At 60.2% G+C, this 18,803-nt stretch carries 14 protein-coding genes and 3 tRNA genes; all 17 read right to left on the reverse strand.

Going from position 1 to position 18,803, the window contains the following annotated elements:
* Positions 1 to 84: 84 nt before the first annotated feature.
* The 17 genes from DFS28_RS15610 to DFS28_RS15690 all read right to left on the reverse strand — a co-directional run bounded on the left by DFS28_RS15610 (position 85) and on the right by DFS28_RS15690 (position 18,633).
* Entirely contained in the window at positions 85 to 1,461 is a 1,377-nt protein-coding gene (locus DFS28_RS15610) for a diaminobutyrate--2-oxoglutarate transaminase (protein ID WP_111450762.1), read from the reverse strand.
* A gap of 355 nt (positions 1,462 to 1,816) precedes the next feature.
* Complete coding sequence (locus DFS28_RS15615; RefSeq protein WP_111450525.1) at positions 1,817 to 4,240, reverse strand: TonB-dependent receptor; 2,424 nt, start codon at positions 4,238 to 4,240, stop codon at positions 1,817 to 1,819.
* A gap of 67 nt (positions 4,241 to 4,307) precedes the next feature.
* Entirely contained in the window at positions 4,308 to 5,258 is a 951-nt protein-coding gene (locus tag DFS28_RS15620) for a FecR domain-containing protein (protein ID WP_111450526.1), read from the reverse strand.
* A complete protein-coding gene (locus DFS28_RS15625; protein WP_111450527.1) occupies positions 5,255 to 5,764 on the reverse strand; it encodes a sigma-70 family RNA polymerase sigma factor in 510 nt (169 codons plus the stop codon). Before DFS28_RS15625 ends, DFS28_RS15620 begins: the two co-directional genes overlap by 4 nt.
* Positions 5,765 to 6,156: 392 nt before the next feature.
* Positions 6,157 to 6,233 (reverse strand) — tRNA-Asp (locus tag DFS28_RS15630).
* Between the two features lie 93 nt (positions 6,234 to 6,326).
* A tRNA-Asp gene (locus tag DFS28_RS15635) sits at positions 6,327 to 6,403 on the reverse strand.
* Positions 6,404 to 6,458: 55 nt separating this feature from the next.
* A tRNA-Val gene (locus DFS28_RS15640) sits at positions 6,459 to 6,534 on the reverse strand.
* A gap of 159 nt (positions 6,535 to 6,693) precedes the next feature.
* Positions 6,694 to 7,470, reverse strand: a complete 777-nt coding sequence (locus DFS28_RS15645; RefSeq protein WP_008145603.1) for an SDR family oxidoreductase — start codon at positions 7,468 to 7,470, stop codon at positions 6,694 to 6,696.
* Positions 7,467 to 8,678 (reverse strand): O-succinylhomoserine sulfhydrylase, encoded by a 1,212-nt coding sequence (locus DFS28_RS15650; RefSeq protein ID WP_111450528.1) that lies wholly within the window; start codon positions 8,676 to 8,678, stop codon positions 7,467 to 7,469. Before DFS28_RS15650 ends, DFS28_RS15645 begins: the two co-directional genes overlap by 4 nt.
* Before the next feature lie 65 nt (positions 8,679 to 8,743).
* A complete protein-coding gene (purF, locus tag DFS28_RS15655) occupies positions 8,744 to 10,249 on the reverse strand; it encodes an amidophosphoribosyltransferase (RefSeq protein ID WP_008145601.1) in 1,506 nt (501 codons plus the stop codon).
* Between the two features lie 41 nt (positions 10,250 to 10,290).
* Positions 10,291 to 10,851 carry a CvpA family protein gene (locus tag DFS28_RS15660; RefSeq protein WP_008145596.1) on the reverse strand — a complete coding sequence of 187 codons (561 nt, stop codon included), beginning with the start codon at positions 10,849 to 10,851 and terminating at the stop codon, positions 10,291 to 10,293.
* A 98-nt stretch (positions 10,852 to 10,949) separates the two neighbouring features.
* The gene (locus tag DFS28_RS15665) at positions 10,950 to 11,609 is read right to left on the reverse strand and encodes an SPOR domain-containing protein (RefSeq protein ID WP_111450529.1); all 660 of its coding nucleotides are present in this window, start codon (positions 11,607 to 11,609) and stop codon (positions 10,950 to 10,952) included.
* Positions 11,593 to 12,900 carry a bifunctional tetrahydrofolate synthase/dihydrofolate synthase gene (folC, locus tag DFS28_RS15670; RefSeq protein WP_111450530.1) on the reverse strand — a complete coding sequence of 436 codons (1,308 nt, stop codon included), beginning with the start codon at positions 12,898 to 12,900 and terminating at the stop codon, positions 11,593 to 11,595. Before folC ends, DFS28_RS15665 begins: the two co-directional genes overlap by 17 nt.
* On the reverse strand, positions 12,897 to 13,817 hold the full coding sequence (accD, locus tag DFS28_RS15675; RefSeq protein WP_111450531.1) for an acetyl-CoA carboxylase, carboxyltransferase subunit beta: 921 nt from the start codon (positions 13,815 to 13,817) through the stop codon (positions 12,897 to 12,899). The genes folC and accD overlap by 4 nt, the downstream gene beginning before the upstream one ends.
* A 182-nt stretch (positions 13,818 to 13,999) precedes the next feature.
* Positions 14,000 to 14,620, reverse strand: a complete 621-nt coding sequence (locus tag DFS28_RS15680; protein ID WP_111450532.1) for a phosphoribosylanthranilate isomerase — start codon at positions 14,618 to 14,620, stop codon at positions 14,000 to 14,002.
* A 63-nt stretch (positions 14,621 to 14,683) separates the two neighbouring features.
* Positions 14,684 to 15,538, reverse strand: coding sequence for a tRNA pseudouridine(38-40) synthase TruA (gene truA / locus DFS28_RS15685; RefSeq protein WP_111450533.1), 855 nt, complete (start codon positions 15,536 to 15,538; stop codon positions 14,684 to 14,686).
* 197 nt (positions 15,539 to 15,735) lie between these two features.
* On the reverse strand, positions 15,736 to 18,633 hold the full coding sequence (locus DFS28_RS15690) for a FimV/HubP family polar landmark protein (protein WP_111450534.1): 2,898 nt from the start codon (positions 18,631 to 18,633) through the stop codon (positions 15,736 to 15,738).
* Positions 18,634 to 18,803 lie beyond the last annotated feature (170 nt).

Consider the following 18,803-nt stretch of genomic DNA (forward strand, 5'->3'; position numbering starts at 1 on the left):
AATCAGACGACCATAAAAGTTACTAGTAGCGCCGTCATCAAACTGCAATTCAGCGGACTGCCAGCGCAACTTCGATTAACTCATTCAAGGGCGCAACTGCAATAACGCTGCCGCCATCGCATTATCAAAACGCTGGATGACTTGCTGGCATTGTTCATCGTCGATAATCAAGGGTGGCAACAAGCGAATGACATTGCCCTTACGTCCGCCGCGTTCCAGCAACAGGCCTTGTTTGAAGCACTGTTGCTGGATGGCCACGGCCAGCGCCGGGTCCGTCGGGAAATGCCCGTGGCGATCAGCCGGCTGGCGCTCATCGACGATCTCGATGCCCAGCATCAGGCCGCGACCGCGCACCTGGCCGAGGGCCGGATAATGCGCCTGCAACTCGACCAGTCGGTCCTTGAGCCACTGGCCCTGGCGCTCGGCCTGGGCGGCGAGGTTTTGCTGTTGCAACACCTGCAACGTGGCCAGCCCGGCGGCCATGGCCATCTGGTTGCCGCGGAAAGTGCCGGCGTGATTGCCTGGTTCCCAGGCGTCGAATTCACGACGGATGCCCAGCACCGCCATGGGCAAACCGCCACCGACCGCTTTGGACATGACGATCAGGTCCGGCTCGATGTCGGCGTGTTCGAAGGCAAACATCTTGCCGGTGCGGCCGAAACCGGTCTGCACTTCGTCGAGGATCAGCAGGATGCCGTGCTTGCGCGTCACCTCGCGGACCGCCCGCAGCCAGCTCACCGGGGCACAGTTGACCCCGCCCTCACCCTGCACCGCTTCAAGGATCACCGCCGCCGGCAGTGACACGCCGCTTTCGACGTCTTCGATGAACTGGGTGAAGTAGTGGGTCAAGGCCTCGACCCCGGTTTCACCGCCAATGCCCAGCGGGCAACGGTATTCGTGGGGGTACGGCATGAACTGCACCCCGGGCATCAGGCTGGCGATGGCATTTTTCGGCGCAGTGTTGCCGGTCAGGGCCAGGGCGCCGTGGGTCATGCCATGGTAGGCCCCGGAGAAACTGATGATGTTGTTGCGCCCAGTGTAGGTCTTGGCCAGTTTCAGCGCGGCCTCCACTGCATCCGCTCCGGACGGCCCGCAAAATTGCAGGCAATAATCACGGCCCTGGTTCGGCAACAGGCTGAGCAAGGTTTCGCTGAAAGCGTCCTTGACCGCGGTGGTCAGGTCCAGGGTGTGCATCGGCAGGCCTGAGGCGAGGAAGCTGTCGAGGCTGGCCATGACAGCCGGATGATTGTGCCCCAGGGCCAAAGTGCCGGCGCCGGCCAGACAGTCGAGGTAAGTATTGCCCTCGACATCCGTCACCCAGAGCCCGTGCGCCTTGGCGATCGCCAGTGGTAACTTGCGTGGATAACTGCGTACATTAGATTCGAACTTGCTTTGTCGAGCCAAATAGTCGGCATTGGTCTTTTGCAAAGGATTAGAGTGCAATACGCCATCATTCAACATCGCTTCACCCTCGTTAAATTCGATATGCAACTTATTCTCATTTGGAAGTTGTTGCAACTAATTCTTACTACCAATTTGGAAATTTACATATAGCGATTTGAACTACTTTAAAAATAATCAGGCACGAAAAAAACCAAGTTAATAAACCTGGTATGAACTCCGGAAGTGCCATGATCTGGCCATGTTCTTGTAATGCAGCTGACAACTTATATATAGGCTACCGACAGATAGCGACTTATACGCAAGTGTCTTGATTGTTCATTAACTGAGGGTTTGCATATGTCCTTCCTCTATACGAATCAGGTCAAGGTCCAACGAATACGCCCCGGTCCCTGGGGCGCATGACAGGGGTAAATCAGAAGTCGACAGTCGCCGAAAGGAGGTAGGTGCGCGGGGTCGACAGTGTCAAGCCAGGCTCACTGTCATCCGAGGCTCCGGCCGAACTCCAGTAGCGCTTGTCCGCCACGTTCTCGACATTGGCACGCAGGGTGATGTTCTTTTCCTCGACCTTGAACGCGTAGCGTGCGCCCACGTCGAAACGCTCCCAGGAGTCGATTTCCTTAACGTTGGACTGGTCCAGATACTGCGAGCTCGAATAGATGCCACGGCTGGTCAGGGTCAGGCCCTGTACAGTCGGCACGTCCCACTCGGCGCCCAGGTTCACGTTGTATTTCGGCGTGGCCGGTGCCCGGTTGCCGTCGAAGGTGCCATTGGTGGTGTCCTTCAACTCGCTGTCGATGTACATGACACCGCCGAGCAGACGGAAACCATCGAGCGGTTCACCGAACACACTCAATTCCACACCGGTGTTCTCACGCTTGCCGTTCGGGCCGAAGACGCGCGTGATCGCATTGGTCTCGTAAGCCGGCTGCTTGATCCGGAACACGGCGGCGGTGACGGCGAACGGACCGGCGTCATACTTGGCGCCGACCTCGACCTGGCGGCTGATGAACGGCGGGAAGATCTCGTCCTCGTTCACCGAGGTAGACGGTGCGATCTTGCCCTGGCTCAGGCCTTCCATATAGTTGGCATACAGCGACAGCTTGTCGGTCGCCTTGAACAGGATGCCGCCTGACGGCGAAACCTTTTCCTCGTCGTAGCCGGTGTCGCCTCTGACGTTATCGGTCCAGTCGTCAACCTTCACGCGCTGCCAGCGGGCGCCGAGGGTCAGCAGCAGTCGGTCATCGAAGAAACCCAGGGTGTCGGACAACGCCACACCGGTGGAACGGTTTTCGGTATAGACCTCCGAATCCTGTCGCGTGGGTCTGCCAGGCGTTGGTGTTTCAACGGGGTTATAAATGTTGCTGTTGGCCGCGGCATAACGGGCGCCGCCGTTTTCAAAGTCCATGTAGTAATAGCTGGCGGCCAGGTTGACTTCATGGCTGACCGGGCCGGTATGGAACCAGTTGCGCACACCGGCCCTGGCCGTCCGGACATTTTCGTCACGGGTGAAGTCACGCGGTTGAACGCTGAAATTGCCGGCGTCGTTGGTGACCGAAACGGCATGTCGGAGGAAGTCATGATTACTTTTACGCGCGCCCACGCCGCCATACAGCATGACGGAATCGTTGACATCGAATTCAGCGTTCACCATGCCGAACGTGTCGTTGGTACTCGCCTTGCTCCAGGGCTGCGCATAATTGCGGCGCACATCGCTGGCATGCGGAACCTGCGCGTTAGGGCCAACCTGTACGCGTTCCTGCGGGGCGTCGGTATCACGTTCGGTACGCCCGATGTCCGTCGAGAGCCTCAGGCGTTCACCGCGAAAATCCAGGCCCAGCACGGCCATCTCGCGGTCGACATTCTGGTGATCCCATTCGGTGTCGCCAGACTGCTTCACGCCGTTGAAACGAAGACCGAACTTGTTGTCTTCACCAAAGCGCCGGCCGACATCCACGGCACCGCCGACCTGGCTGTCGGACGCGTAACTGCCGGTGAATGAAGTGATGGGCTTGTCGGTCGCGCGCTTGGGCACCACGTTGATCCCGCCACCCACGCTGCCCCGCGGCGAGATGCCGTTGATGAGCTGGCTCGGACCTTTGAGGACGTCGACGCGGTCGGCCATCTCCATGTCGATCGTATAGGTCGGCAGGACGCCGTAGAGGCCGTTGTAGGAAACATCACTGTTGAACAGGCTCAACCCTCGAATGGTGAACTGCTCATAGCGCCCACCCGCCGGGTTGGTGACGCGAACCGAAGGATCGTTGGCGATCACGTCGCCCAAGGTACGCGCCTGCTGGTTTTTGACCACCTCACTGGTGTAGGTGGTCATGCTGAACGGCGTCTCCATAAAGTCTTTCGAGCCCAGCAGGCCCTGTGAACCGCGGCGCGCGACTTGGCCGCCGACATACGGATCGCCGTGCTCCGAGTCAGTGGCACCGACAATCGAGGTGGCGCCCAGTTGCAGACTGCCGCCTTCTGGCGCCGGGGTCAGGATGTACGACTCTTCTCCTACCGGCTGCAGTTGCAAACCGGAACCCTGCAACAGTCGGGCAAAGCCCTCCTCGACCGCGTATTCGCCGGAAAGTCCAGGGCTGGTGCGACTGCCCACCAGTGCCGGGTCCACTGACAGATTGACCCCGGCCAGTCCGGCGAAACGGGTCAGCGCTGCACTGAGGCTTCCTGCCGGCACCTGGTAACTGCGTCGAGGCGCGTCTTCGGCCCAACCGGCAGTGATGAACAACGGACAGGCACTCAGACTCAGCATCAGACTCAAGTGCAACAACGGGCGCAGCCTGGAAGAACCCAGACGCGGACTGCAGGGCATCACTACGGGCATTGAGAATCTCTCTGATTTCGTTTCACTTGCCCTGAATGACAAGCGACGCGAAAAAAGGGGACACACCTCAAACACTATTTTTGCGCGGCAGCAACGTGACCCAGTAGCGGGTTCGCTTATGCACCTCCAGCGGCAAGCTGGCCGCCAGCAACGTCAGGATGCGATCGGTGTCTTCCAGACGGAAACTGCCGGTGACGCGCAGGGATTCCAGTTCCGGTTCCCAGCGCAACAGTCCCGGACGATAGGTGCTGAGCTCGCGCAGAAAATCGCCCAGGGGCTGGTTCTGTGCCATCAACACGCCGTCGCGCCAGCCTGGGGCAAGCACATCGAAAGGTTCGGCGCGTCCGGCCCCCATCGCCTGAAGGCCGATTTGCTGGCCTGCGCGCAATGAAAAGACCGGTCCGCGCAAAGGCTGCAACTGCACCGTGCCTTTAAGCACTGACACCTTGCACCCTGTTTGCCCCTGTCGAACGCACACTTCGCTCTGACTGACGACCACTTGCCCGAAGTGCGTCTGGACCGTCAGCGGCGATGTGCCGGGCACATTCAGCGCTATTTCGCCTTCCACGAGTGTCAGTCGCCGATTCTTCAGGTCGATATCGACGGCACTCGCGGTATTCAATTGCAGCGAGCCGCCATCCGCCAACTGGACTTTTTTACCCTCCCCGGTCGCGGTTCGCAGGTCAGCACGCCAGACGTCCAGAGGTAGCTGCCGACTGATCAGCCAAGCGGTTGGCAGCAGCGCCACCGCGCCGACAGCGCGCTTGAGCACCGTGCGCCGACTCGTCTGCGGCCGATCCAGGCTGGCCATGGCCAGTGCCGACGGCAGGTCGGCAAAGCGTTGGCGCAAGAGCTGGGCTTTCTGCCAGGCCTGTTCATGACTGGGATGGCTGTCACGCCAGTGCTGCAGATTGGCACGATCGCGCTCGTTGGCGGCGCCTGACTCCATGAGTGCCAGCCATTGAGCGGCAGCCCGCACGACTTGCCGGGCTTCAGCCGAAGGGGTCGAACCGATCACATTTGCACCAGCAGGCAATGTTCATAGGCTTGCGCCATGTAGCGCTTGATCGTGCGCTCAGAGACTTGCAGGCGTTCAGCAATCTCGTGATAACCCAACCCCTCCAACTGGCTCCAGAGAAACGCTCGCCGCACCGCGGTCGGCAATCCATCGAGCAATTCATCCAGGGCTTGCAGGGTTTCCAGCAGTAGCCAGCGTTGCTCGGGAGACGGCATGCAGTCCTCAGGCAGCAGCGCCAGCGCACTGAGGTAGGCCTGTTCCAGGCTGCGGCGCTTATAAAAATTGGTGAGCAGTCGCTTACCGACCGTCGCCAGATAGGCGCGGGGTTCTTGCAGGTCAGCGATGTGCTGGGAGCTGGCGAGTAAACGCACGAACGTATCCTGGCTCAAGTCCGCCGCATCATGGCCATTGCTCATGCGTCGTCTCAACCAGCTTTCGAGCCAGCCACGATGGTCGCGGTACAGGTCGTGGAAGGTTTGCGCCGCCGGCATCGCTGCATCACTCATCTAAAGGAACCCTGCGCGAAGAAATATTTTAAATGCGACTCATTCTAATTAGTGTTGATACGTCAAACCAAGCGCTTTATGCGTTTTTCCCCCAGGAAAAACTTGAATACGTGAATGAGAGACAGGTGTTTCTGCCACGCAGCCACCGGTAAGTCAGGGCTGAGCGTTATTGAGGGAAATTGTCGAGAAGAGTAAGAATTCGATACACGGCCGCATGTGGCTGGCAGATACGAATGCCCATGGTTGCGGGGGCCAGGAGAAAAGCCAAATCGCAGACACAAAAAACCCCGGTCTTTCGACCAGGGTCTTTGCTATCGACTCGAAGTAGACACTGGCTTTACCAGCGGCATTCTTCGTAGCGCCAAGGCGTTCAGTGGGCCTTGAGGCAGATATGGCGCAGCGGACGGGACTCGAACCCGCGACCCCCGGCGTGACAGGCCGGTATTCTAACCGACTGAACTACCGCTGCGTATCGCTTTGGACTTGCGTCCAAGTAACTCGTCTGACTGAAAGCTTCGAGGCTTTCAATCTCGAACCAGAATAAACTCTGACTCGGAAAATATGGCGCAGCGGACGGGACTCGAACCCGCGACCCCCGGCGTGACAGGCCGGTATTCTAACCGACTGAACTACCGCTGCGCGTCGGTGGAGGCTTTTAAAAGCTTCCATCTTGCTTTCGCAAGACTCTCGGAAGTGGTGGGTGATGACGGGATCGAACCGCCGACATTCTGCTTGTAAGGCAGACGCTCTCCCAGCTGAGCTAATCACCCGTTTGCATCTCCGAGGCCGCGAAATTTACGCAGGTACCGAAGCTAAGTCAATACCCCGCTTGAAGTTTTTCTAAAAAAGACAAAATCATGTCATTTCCCGCAGCGCTGCCAATGGCCGCCTGCAACCTCAAGCCGCCGCTGTCGCGGCCCCTGCTCGAATTACTCGCTGTAAATCATCTTCTTGGTCATGCCGCCATCGACCACGAACTCCTGGCCTGTGACAAAACCGGCATTCTTCGACAACAGCCAGGCGACCATCGCCGCCACATCCTCGACCGTCCCTACCCTGCCCGCCGGATGCTGGGCATGATCGGCATCGGTCAGAGGTTCGGCACGACGTGCGGAGGGATCCCGCGCATCGATCCAGCCCGGGCTGACCGCATTGACGCGGATTTCCGGCCCGAGGCTGATCGCCAAGGCATGAGTCAGGGCCAACAGACCGCCCTTGCTGGCCGCATAAGCCTCGGTGTCGGGTTCCGACTGCCCGGCGCGGGTCGAGGCCAGGTTGACGATCGCGCCGCTGTGAGCGCGCAGATACGGCGCACAGTGCTTGGCCAACAGCATCGGCCCACTGAGATTCACCGCCAGCACCCGATTCCAGTACGCCAGATCCAGGCTTTCAAGGGTGATGTTGTGCGGATCGGCAACCGCTGCGTTGCACACCAGCGCATCCAGACGCCCGAACTGCCCCAGCACTTCGGCGACGCCCAATGCCACCTGCCCTTCGTTCGAGACGTCCATGGCGATGAACCAGGCGTTGTCGCCAAGCACCTTCGCCACTTTCGAACCGCGCACTCGATCGAGATCAGTCAGCACCACCTGCCAGCCTTCGCTGATCAGCCAGGCCGAGATCCCCAAACCAATGCCCCGCGCAGCACCCGTGACCAGTGCAACGCGGCCGTTGGTGCCAGTGCCTGGCGTGGACAACTCGATCACAAGGCAGCCAACCCGCGCGCCAGATCGGCTTGCAGGTCTGCCACGTCTTCCAGGCCGACCGCGATGCGGATCAGGCTGTCACGAATGCCCGCGGCTTCACGCTCTTGCGGCGCCAGACGGCCGTGAGAGGTGGTGCTTGGGTGCGTAATGGTGGTTTTGCTGTCACCGAGGTTGGCGGTGATGGAAATCAGACGGGTCGCATCGATGAAACGCCAAGCGCCCTCTTTGCCGCCCTTGACCTCGAAACTCACGACCGCACCAAAGCCTTTCTGCTGACGCAGGGCCAGCTCATGCTGCGGATGGCTTTTGAGACCGGCGTAATGGACTTTCTCGATGCCTTCCTGCTGCTCCAGCCATTCGGCCAGTTGCTGGGCATTGGCGCAGTGAGCCTTCATGCGCAGGTTCAGTGTTTCCAGGCCCTTGAGGAAGATCCAGGCGTTGAACGGGCTCAGGGTCGGCCCGGCAGTGCGCAGGAAACCGACGACTTCTTTCATCTGCTCGCTGCGACCGGCCACAACACCGCCCATGCAACGGCCCTGGCCGTCGATGAACTTGGTCGCCGAGTGCACGACGATGTCCGCGCCCATCTTCAGCGGCTGCTGCAACGCAGGGGTGCAGAAGCAGTTGTCGACCACCAGCATCGCGCCTTTGGCGTGAGCGATTTTCGACAGTTCGGCGATGTCTACCAGTTCCGCCAGCGGATTGGAGGGCGATTCGACGAACAGCAATTTAGTGTTGGCCTTGATCGCCGCATCCCAGCCGGACAAGTCCGCCAGAGGCACGTAATCGACTTCAATGCCAAAGCGCTTGAAGTACTTCTCGAACAGACTGATGGTCGAACCGAACACGCTGCGCGATACCAGCACGTGATCGCCGGCACTGCACAGACTCATCACCACCGCCATGATCGCAGCCATGCCGGTCGCCGTGGCCACGGCTTGTTCGGCGCTTTCCAGCGCGGCAATGCGCTCTTCGAACGCACGCACGGTCGGGTTGGTGTAGCGCGAGTAAACGTTGCCCGGCACTTCACCGGCAAAGCGCGCGGCCGCGTCGGCGGCGGTACGGAATACGTAGCTGGAAGTGAAGAACATCGGATCGCCGTGTTCGCCTTCCGGCGTGCGGTGCTGACCGGCGCGTACGGCCAGGGTGTCGAACGCTACGCCTTCGAGGTCGCTGTCCAGCCGACCGGCATCCCAATCCTGACTCATGCTGTCACTCCTTGCCTTGCTCTTTTTAGTAGATACAAAACCGGCCCCTCAGGGCCGGTAGTTACTCAGTTGTTATACAGATCAATGATCGCACTGACAGCCTGCGTCTTGACCTTGGAGGCATCGTTACGTGCCTGCTCGATCTTGTTCAGGTAAGCCTCGTCGACGTCACCGGTGACGTACTGACCGTCGAACACCGCGCAATCGAACTTCTCGATCTTGATCTTGCCGCCACCGACCGCTTCGATCAAGTCAGGCAAGTCCTGATAGATCAACCAGTCAGCGCCGATCAGATCAGCCACGTCCTGGGTCGAACGGTTGTGGGCGATCAACTCGTGAGCGCTCGGCATGTCGATACCGTAGACGTTCGGGTAACGAACGGCCGGTGCTGCGGAGCAGAAGTAGACGTTCTTGGCGCCGGCTTCGCGGGCCATCTGGATGATCTGCTTGCAGGTGGTGCCGCGAACGATGGAGTCGTCCACCAGCATCACGTTCTTGCCGCGGAATTCCAGCTCGATGGCGTTGAGCTTCTGGCGTACGGATTTTTTCCGTGCAGCCTGGCCCGGCATAATGAAGGTCCGGCCGATGTATCGGTTCTTCACGAAGCCTTCGCGGAACTTGACGCCCAAGTGGTTCGCCAACTCGAGGGCCGCGGTGCGGCTGGTATCCGGAATCGGGATGACCACGTCGATGTCGTGGTTCGGACGCTCGCGCAGAATCTTCTCGGCGAGTTTCTCGCCCATACGCAGGCGTGCCTTATAGACCGACACGCCGTCGATGATCGAATCCGGACGCGCCAGATAGACGTGCTCGAAGATGCACGGGGTCAGCGACGGGTTGGTCGCACACTGACGGGTGTGCAGCTTGCCGTCTTCAGTGATGTAGACCGCTTCGCCCGGCGCCAGGTCGCGAATCAGGGTGAAACCGAGCACGTCCAGGGAAACGCTTTCGGAGGCGATCATGTACTCGACGCCTTCGTCGGTATGACGCTGACCGAAGACGATCGGGCGGATGCCGTGCGGGTCGCGGAAACCGACGATGCCGTAACCGGTCACCATCGCCACAACCGCGTAACCACCGACGCAACGGTTGTGCACGTCAGTAACAGCCGCGAACACGTCTTCTTCGGTTGGCTGCAACTTGCCGCGCTGGGCCAGTTCGTGAGCGAACACGTTGAGCAGCACTTCCGAATCGGAGTTGGTGTTGACGTGGCGCAGGTCAGATTCGTAAATCTCCTTGGCCAGCTGTTCAACGTTGGTCAGGTTACCGTTGTGCGCCAGGGTGATGCCGTAAGGCGAGTTGACGTAAAACGGTTGGGCTTCGGCCGAAGTCGAACTGCCCGCGGTCGGGTAACGCACATGGCCAATACCCATGTGACCGACCAGGCGCTGCATGTGACGCTGATGGAACACGTCACGTACCAGGCCATTGTCCTTGCGCAGGAATAACCGGCCATCATGGCTGGTCACGATACCGGCAGCGTCCTGGCCGCGGTGCTGGAGGACGGTTAGCGCGTCATACAGCGCCTGATTGACGTTCGACTTACCGACGATACCGACGATGCCACACATGCGACGCAACCCCTACTTAATGGATCTGAACTGAACACAACTCACTGAGGCGTTTTGGCCATCGGCAAGAGGTGCTCCTTGAACGGTATCTCAGCGGGTACGCTGATACCGCTGGCAAGCCACTGACTGCTCCACCCCAGAATCAGGTTTTTGGACCAGTCTGCAACCAATAGAAATTTTGGCACGAGCTGTGACTCTTTCCACCACCCGTCCTGCTGTACCGGCCCCAGGCTCAACAGCCCGACCGCCACGACCACCAGCAACACGCCACGCGCGGCGCCGAAGGCCATGCCGAGGAATCGATCGGTCCCGGACAGCCCGGTGACGCGAACCAATTCGCCGATAAGATAATTGATCATCGCGCCTACGATTAACGTGGCGACAAACATGATGGCACAGCCCGTGATCACACGGGCCGACGGCGTTTGGATGTATCCGGCGAGGTACTCGGACAATGAACCACCGAACATCCAGGCGACGACTCCTGCGATGATCCAGGTCACCAGCGACAGTGCTTCTTTGACAAAGCCGCGGCTCAGACTGATCAATGCGGAGATGGCGACGATTGCAACGATCGCCCAGTCAACCCAGGTAAATGGCACAGTGCAGCCTACAGACGGATAAGGCGGCGCATTTTAGCAGAGCGCATGGCTGTCGGTAAGCTGCGATTGTCAGTGCATTTCAAATCAGGTCGATAGTTTTAGCCACGCTCAGGCTGGAAACGCACCACAAAACCCTTGAGGTTCTGCTGACGGCTCAACAAGTCACGCAGACGATCGGCTTCTGCCCGCTCGATCAGCGGCCCGACAAACACCCGATTCTTGCCATCGGCAGTACGAATGTAGGCGTTGTAGCCCTGGCTGCGCAGGGATTTCTGCAGGCTTTCTGCACTTGCTCGGCTCGACAGGCTGGCCAGTTGCACCGACCAACTGACCGACAGGCCATTGGCATCGACGCGGCTTTGAGTCGTGTCCGGCTTGCCCGGTGCAGCCGTGATGGGCTGGCCAGGTGCAACCGTTGGTTTGTTGACCGGCGCAGGTGCTGGCGCGACCGGTTTGGCGGCAGGCGCAGGCGCCACCGGCGCACTCGGGGCAATCGCTGTCGACGGTGCTTCTTGCTGAGCGATTTCATCATCACTCGGCACAGGTTCCTGAGGCAGCGCTTGCGGCTCAGGCACCACCACCGGATCGACCTGAACTGGCGGCACCGCAGGCGCTTGCGGCGCAGCCGGGGCGTCAACCGTCACTTGACGCTGTTCATCCTGACGGGAAAACAGCATCGGCAGAAAAATCACCGCCAGCGCTACCAGAACCAGGGCGCCGACCATGCGCTGTTTGTATGCCTTATCCAGCAATGCCATTTGCCGCTTCCTCCGTGGAGCGCCGGGCCAGCCATTCGAGGGCCTCGGCGACACAATAAAATGATCCGAACAACAGAATCTCGTCGTCGCTCGTCGCCAGCGCGCACTGCCCTTCCAGGGCGGCGGCCACGCTGTCATAGGATGTTACCGAGGCGCCAAGGTTGCGCAACGCCGCGTGCAAATCGGCAACCGGGCGTGCTCGCGGTGAATCCAGCGGCGCGACGGCCCAATGCTGGACACTAGCATTCAATTCACCGACAACACCATCCAGATCCTTGTCTGCCAACAGTCCGAACACTGCCAGACGCTTGCCGGCCGGTGGACGGCTGGCCAGACGGCGAGCCAGATACTCTGCCGCATGGGGGTTATGCCCCACGTCCAGCAACAGGTTCAGGCGCTTGCCCTGCCAGTCAAACTGACGGCGATCGAGGCGACCGACCACCCGAGTGGCTTTCAGCGCAGCAATAATGTGGGCATCCACCCAAGGCAACCCGAGCAACAGGTAAGCCTGCAACGCCAGCGCGGCGTTTTCCATCGGCAGATCGAGCAACGGCAGATCATGCAGCTCAACCACACGCCCTTGAGCGTCAAGACCGCGCCATTGCCAGTTGTGATCGGTGATGCCGAGGTCGAAATCGCGCCCACGCAGGAAAAACGGGCAATTGAGCTCGCGCGCTTTATCCAGCAGAGGCTGTGGAGGATTCAGGTCGCCACACAGCGCAGGCGCGCCCTGGCGGAAGATGCCGGCCTTTTCGAACGCTACGGATTCACGGGTATCACCCAGATAGTCCGCGTGATCGACACCGATGCTGGTAACCAGCGCCATATCGGCATCGACCACATTGACCGTGTCCAGACGCCCGCCCAGCCCGACTTCCAGCACCACTGCATCGAGACTGGCCTGTTGAAACAGCCAGAACGCCGCGAGGGTGCCCATTTCGAAGTACGTCAGGGATGTGTCGCCACGCCCCGCCTCGACCGCAGCAAAGGCTTTGCACAGCTCGGCATCAGTGGCTTCGACACCATTGACCTGCACCCGCTCGTTGTAACGTAGCAGGTGCGGAGAATTGTAGACACCGACGCTCAGGCCCTGCGCCCGCAGCAACGAAGCCACGAATGCGCAGGTAGAACCTTTGCCGTTAGTGCCGGTGACCGTAATCACCCGAGGCGCCGGCTTGCCCAGTCCCATGCGGGACGCTACCTGTTGCGAGCGCTCCAGGCCCATGTCGATGGCTGAAGGGTGCAACTGCTCAAGGTAGGCGAGCCACTCGCCAAGGGTACGTTCGATCATAGGTTGGCGGGTACCGGTGGAACCACGATTGGCTCGATTGGCGCGGCGACGAATTTCGGCGTCGGCAGGCCCATCATTTGTGCCAGCAGATTGCCCAGACGCGGACGCAGTTCCTGGCGGTGGATGATCATGTCGATCGCACCGTGTTCCAGCAGGAATTCGCTGCGCTGGAAGCCTTCCGGCAGTTTTTCACGCACGGTCTGCTCGATCACGCGCGGACCGGCGAAGCCGATCAGGGCTTTCGGCTCACCGACAATCACGTCGCCGAGCATCGCCAGACTGGCGGAAACACCACCGTAGACCGGGTCGGTCAGCACGGAGATGAACGGAATGCCTTCTTCACGCAGACGCGCCAGCACCGCAGAGGTCTTGGCCATTTGCATCAGAGAGATCAGGGCTTCCTGCATCCGCGCACCGCCGGAAGCGGCGAAGCAGATCATAGGGCAACGGTTTTCCAACGCGTAGTTGGCAGCGCGAACAAAACGCTCACCAACGATGGCGCCCATCGAACCACCCATGAAGGAGAATTCAAAGGCCGACACCACGACCGGCATGCCCAACAGAGAGCCGCTCATGGAGATCAGGGCGTCTTTTTCGCCGGTCTGCTTCTGCGCAGCGCTCAGACGATCCTTGTACTTCTTGCCGTCGCGGAACTTCAGACGGTCAACCGGCTCCAGGTCCGCGCCCAGTTCGGCACGGCCTTCAGCGTCAAGGAAGATATCAATGCGGGCGCGTGCGCCGATACGCATGTGGTGGTTGCACTTGGGGCAAACGTCCAGGGTCTTTTCCAGCTCCGGACGATACAGCACAGCCTCGCAAGACGGGCATTTGTGCCAAAGACCTTCAGGCACCGAGCTCTTCTTGACCTCGGAACGCATGATCGAAGGGATCAGTTTGTCTACTAACCAGTTGCTCATGCTTTCTTTCTCCAGTACCGGCGGCCCGAACACTCTGGTTCGCAGCCCCGCGTATGCCCTTGAGCTAAATTCATGTGTGTGGCGATGATCGATGGGTTGCCGGGTCAGTGAAGCGTGACCTGCGTACACCCCAAAAACCCTCAGCCATGCCTGTGGACGGCGGCAGTGTGCCAGCCGTCACATCAGCTTCCGCGTACCGCTTTGATGAATGCCTGAATCTTTGCGTGATCCTTGATGCCCTTGCTCGCCTCCACTCCGCCGCTGACGTCCACGGCATAAGGCCGAACCCTTGCAATCGCCTCGGCGACATTGTCCGGCGTCAAGCCACCCGCCAGGATGATCGGCTTGCTCAAGCCTTGCGGTATCAGAGACCAGTCAAACGCTTCACCGGTTCCGCCGGGTACGCCTTCAACGTAGGCGTCGAGCAGGATACCGCTGGCGCCTGGAAACGCATCGCATGCGGCCGCGATGTCGTCACCGGCCTTGACCCGCAGCGCCTTGATGTACGGACGGTGCCAGCCTTCGCACTCGGCCGCGGTTTCGTCGCCATGGAACTGCAACAGGTCCAGCGGCACGGCGTCGAGGATTTCCCCCAACTCGCAGCGGCTGGCGTTGACGAACAACCCTACGGTGGTCACGAACGGCGGCAACGCCTCGATGATCGAGCGCGCCTGCTGAAACGTCACGGCCCGAGGGCTTTTGGCGTAGAACACAAATCCGATCGCATCAGCCCCGGCCTCAACCGCCGCCAACGCATCTTCTATGCGGGTAATCCCACAAATCTTGCTGCGAACGGCCGACATGTCGATAGAACCCCAAGGTAAATCCGAGAAAGTCCCGGATGGTAACAAAAGCGTTCGAGGTCGTCAGCCGTCAAGTTCCGAGAAACCGGTCAGGAAGTGCGGCCCGATGTAACGCTCGGGCAATTGGAACTCGTCGCGGTACTCGACCTGCACCAGGTACAGGCCGTACGGGTGCGCCGTCACCCCACCGGAACGGCGAATGCGGCTCTCCAGCACTTCTTTCATCCACTCCACCGGGCGCTCGCCGGCACCGATGGTCATCAGCACGCCAGCAATGTTGCGCACCATGTGGTGCAGGAAGGCGCTGGCGCGGATGTCCAGCACGATCATCTTGCCGTGGCGCGTGACACGCAGGTGATGCAGTTCCTTGATCGGCGATTTGGCCTGGCACTGGCCGGCACGGAACGCGCTGAAATCGTGGGTGCCGACCAAGTACTGTGCCGCTTCGGCCATGCGCTCGACGTCCAGCGGACGGTGATTCCAGGTGATTTCTTCGTTCAGGTGCGCCGGGCGGATCTGATCGTTGTAGATCACGTAGCGATAGCGTCGGGCAATGGCCTTGAACCGCGCATGAAAATGCGCCGGCATGACCTTGGCCCAGCTGACACTGACGTCGTGAGGCAAATTGATATTGGCGCCCATGACCCAGGCTTTCATCGAACGCTCGACCTGAGTATCGAAATGCACCACCTGGCCGCACGCATGCACGCCGGCATCCGTACGTCCGGCGCAGAGCAGTGACACCGGTGAGTCGGCGACTTTGGACAAGGCCTTTTCGAGCGTCTCCTGCACGGTGAGCACGCCGGAGGCCTGGCGCTGCCAGCCGCGATAGCGCGAGCCTTTGTATTCAACGCCTAAAGCGATCCGGAAAAAGCCCTCGGCCGCCAGTTCGGCGGCCGGATTATCTATATTTGCCAAGGAGTGACAGCCTGCTGATATACGCAAAGGCGGGCATTATAAGGCTGTCAGGCAGGGACGCCAGAGGCGTATGTTTTTTGTGGCCTGACGTGTCGGGGTTGATCGTTCCCACACTCTGCGTGGGAACGAGCTGTCGTGGACTGAAACAAAACGGCAGCCTCAATGGGCTGCCGTTTTGTTTACGCCTTACCGATCAATCAAGCCAGACGCGAAAGCATTTCCTTGGCTTCGGTCTTCTGACCTGAATCACCCTCGGTCACCACTTCATTGAGGATGTCCCGGGCGCCGTCGGCGTCGCCCATGTCGATGTAGGCCTGGGCCAGATCGAGTTTGGTCGCGACTTCGTCGGTGCCGGAAAGGAAATCGAATTCCGGCTCGTCAGCGGCGGAGGCCATCGCATCTTCCGCCGTGAAGCTCGGCTCGCCAAGGCTCTGGGACAGACGATCCAGTTCGGCGTTGACGTCTTCCAATTCGGCGGCAAACGCGTCCGGAGCGTCTGGCGCGTCCATTTCGTCAGCCAGCGACAGGTCGAAATCGGCTGGCAGCTCCAGATCGTCCAGCGCAGCCGCAGGAACAGCCGGCGCTTCAGCGACAGGTATATCAAGGTCCTTGACGCCGTCATCCAGGCTCAACAGGAAGTCGTCTTCGGCCAGGGTCGCCGGCGAGGCATCCCCACCGAGATCCATATCCAGGTCGAAGTCCGACAGGTCATCGAGGTTTTCCTTGATGTCGGTCTGCTGCTGCAACACCGACTCGAAGCTCAGGTCGTCGTCCCGCGGGAATTCGTCCAGATCTGTCACAGACACTGGTGCTGGTTCTGGTGCAACCACTGCCGGAGAGGCCGCTTCCAGATCATCCAGGCTCAAATCGAAGGCATTGTCGAGATCATCGAGCTCAGGTTCAGGTTCAGGTTCAGGTTCAGGTTCAGGTTCAGGTTCAGGTTCAGGTTCAGGTTTTTCTGATGCTGGTTCGGGTGCTGGCTCGGGTGCAACCACTGCCGGCGAGGCAGTTTCCAGATCATCCAGGCTCAAATCGAAAGCACTGTCGAGATCATCGAGTTCTGGCTCTGGCTCTGGCTCTGGTGCAACCCCTGCCGCCGAGGCAGTTTCCAGATCATCCAGGCTTAAATCGAACGCAGTGTCGAAGTCATCAGGCACTGCCGGTGCCGGCGCCTCAGGCTCGTCCAGCAGCAGATCCTTGACGTATTGCGCGTCCAGTTCGGCAGCGATCGCAGCGGCTGCGATACCACCGGCTGCCGCAATGACCATGGCCGGGAAGCGACTCTTGAGTTTTTCGACCTGAGCAAAGTTGTCCCCGTTGGCCACCAGCTGGCGTTCCTGGGCAACGAATGCATCGCGGTCGCCTTGCTGACCGTAGACTTCCATCAGCTTGAGGCGCAAGTCACTGCGTTGCGGCTCTTGCTTGATCCCGTCCTCCAGCAAGGCAGCCGCCTGATTCAGACGACCGGCAGTGATGTGCGACTGCGCCTTGCTCAACACATCGTCATTGCGCTCGCCAGCAGGCGAAACCAATGGCGCAGCGATCGGCGGCGTTACCACAACCGGAGCAATCACCGGAGCCGGCGCGGGAGCCTTGGCTGGTGCAGGCGGTGGCGTTGGGGTTGGCGCGGTAGCGAGCTTCACGCTCGGCGGCGGCACTTCCAAATCATCGAAGATGCCTTTTGGCAGGTCGAGTTCAGCGGAGAACGCCTGCTCCTCGGCCAAATCACGGGCCATGCGCACATGCTTCTCGGCTTCTTGCTGGGCTTTGCGGCGACGTGCCAGCAACAACAGCAGGAACAACGCCACCACGGCACCGCCACCTGCCAAGCCCAGCAGCCACGGATTAGTCAGCAGTTCCTTGAATTGCTGATCGTCGGAGGCTGCCGGCGTTGGCTCGACAGGCTGCTCGGCCGGAGGCGCAGCGGCCTCGGGAGCAGCCGCTTCAGGCGCAGGTGCAGGCGTTGCATCAGAATTGGCCGCCAGTTCGGCTGACATCGCCGGAGCGGTCTCAGCAGATGCCGGCGCACCCGCTGCGCCTTCAGCCTGCAACTTGGCCAGTTGATTGTTCTTCAGCTCGATCAGGCGTTGCAGCTTGTCCAGCTGACTTTGCAGATCGGTCATGCGGCTTTTCAGTTCGGCGTTGTCACGACGGGTCGTGTCGAGGCTTTCCTGGGTCACGGCCAGCTTGTTGCTCAAATTCTTGGCATCGCCCGCAGCGCCTTTGCCACCGGCCTTGCCGGACTCGGCAGAGACCAGACTCAGCTTGTCTGTCGCTGTTTGCGACGAAGGGCCTTCACCGCGAGCGCGCTTGGTGGCATCGAGCTGCTGCTGTCCGGTCCCGGGCTTCGCCACGTAGCGACGACCCTGACGCCACGCGGTGTTCTGCGCGGAGACTTCGGCAATTGCCTTCGGTTGCGGCAGATTGGTGCTCTGCGCCTGATCCGGCAGACGCAGCACCTGACCGGCTTTCAACCGGTTGATGTTGCCGTCGATAAAGGCATCCGGATTCAACGCCTGGATGGCCAGCATGGTTTGCTGGACCGAGCCGCCATTGCGCGTCTTCTCGGCGATTTCCCACAGGGTATCGCGCGGCGCGGTGGTGTATTGGGTTGCTTTGGTGCCACCGGTCACCGGTGCGGTGACGGTTTGCGTCGGTGCAGGCTGCGCAGCCGCTTCAGCGGTTTGCGGCGAGAATTTGGACGGATCGAGCAGCACGCTGTAATCGCGCAGCAGGCGACCGTTGGGCCACATCACCTGCACCAGGAATTTCACCATGGGTTCGGAGAGTGGTTTGCTGGACGTCACACGCAGGATGCTTTTGCCGCTGGCGTTGAGCACCGGGGTAAAGGTCAGGTCATTGAGAAACGCCTGGCGGTCGACACCGGCCTTGGCGAAATCTTCAGGCGAAGCCAGGCTCGGCACCACTTCGGCAGCAGAGAGGTCCTTGACGTCGAGCAACTCGATTTCTGCCACCAGGGGCTGGTTCAGCGTCGACTTCAGGGTCAATTCCCCGAGCCCGAGGGCATGCGCCATACCGGAGGACAGCGCCGAGGCGGCCGCTATTGCTAACACCAGTTTGCGAACTTGAACCATAGCCTCATCCTTTGTTTGAACATTCCTCGGCCAGCGAGAAGGTATTGATAGTCGCTGCCGTAAGGCATTGCGTGCGGCGGCGAAGAGTCGTCGCGCGCGATCATTTCATTCATGCCACGCAAAGCCCCCCAGGGAGCCCGCCTTCAGCAGTCCGACCAAGCATAGCGCCC

Origin of the sequence: Pseudomonas sp. 478, from assembly GCF_003254125.1 — a bacterium.
GTDB lineage: Bacteria > Pseudomonadota > Gammaproteobacteria > Pseudomonadales > Pseudomonadaceae > Aquipseudomonas.